This is a genomic window from Roseovarius salinarum (assembly GCF_002834145.1).
Classification (GTDB): domain Bacteria; phylum Pseudomonadota; class Alphaproteobacteria; order Rhodobacterales; family Rhodobacteraceae; genus Roseovarius; species Roseovarius salinarum.
In genome coordinates, this window is record NZ_PHNT01000048.1 from 1 (window position 1) to 887 (window position 887).

Consider the following 887-nt stretch of genomic DNA (forward strand, 5'->3'; position numbering starts at 1 on the left):
CTGATCTTGCCCCCGTTTCGCCGGACACTCAGGCGGTTGCGGTTTGAGCTGCGATGAACTCGCGGGGCGAGCGCCATTTCAGCCCTGAGTGCGGATGGTTCTCGTTGTAATCCTCGAACCAGCCATCGATCAATCCGAGCGCGGTCTCCGCGTCCGGCAAAGGTGTCACGCGCACGTAGTCGCGCTTGAGCGTGTTCACGAAGGCCTCGGACAGGCCATTGCTCTGCGGGCTCCTTACCGGGGTGAAGCAGGGGCGCAGACCAAGCTGCCGGGCAAAGATACGTGTGTCCTTCGCCGTGTAGGGCGCGCCGTTGTCGGTGAGCACCTCGACTGGGTGTGGCGCCTGGCAATCACCGAATCGCCTCTCCACCGCCTCGAGCATCATGTCGCGGATGTCCGATCCGCTGATGCCGGCATTCACCACCACGCGCCAGGCGATGACCTCGCGATCATGCGCATCGATGATGAAGGCGCCACGCATCACGGCACCGTTCCAGCATGTGAACTCGAAGCCGTCGGAGCACCAGCGCAGGTTCGAGCGCATGACGACCACCTTGCCGTCATGGGTCTGCTCCGGACGCTCCGTGTATTTGCGTGCCAGCAGCAGGTTGTGCACCTTCATGATCCGGTAGACCCGTTTGTGATTGGCCGGTGCCAGGCCATCGGCGCGCAGCTTTCGATTCAGCACCGCCGTGACCCGCCGGTAGCCGTAGGTCGGGCGCTTCGCGACCAGCCGCTCGATCAACGGCAGAAGCGCCGCGTCTTGCGCTTTATGATAGCGCCGACGCGGCTTGGTCTTGCCGCTCACCCGCTCGTGCAGGTTCGAGCGCGAGACCCCGAGCGTGTCCGCCACGGCCTTCATCGGGAACCCTCCGTCTTCAGCGACC

The 887-nt window shown here is 64.3% G+C and carries 1 protein-coding gene; it reads right to left on the reverse strand.

Annotation, left to right across the window (positions count from 1 at the left end):
* Positions 1 to 28: 28 nt before the first annotated feature.
* Positions 29 to 887, reverse strand: an 859-nt coding sequence (locus CEF10_RS16695; protein WP_101069290.1) for an IS3 family transposase, incomplete at its 5' end; no start/stop codon positions are given.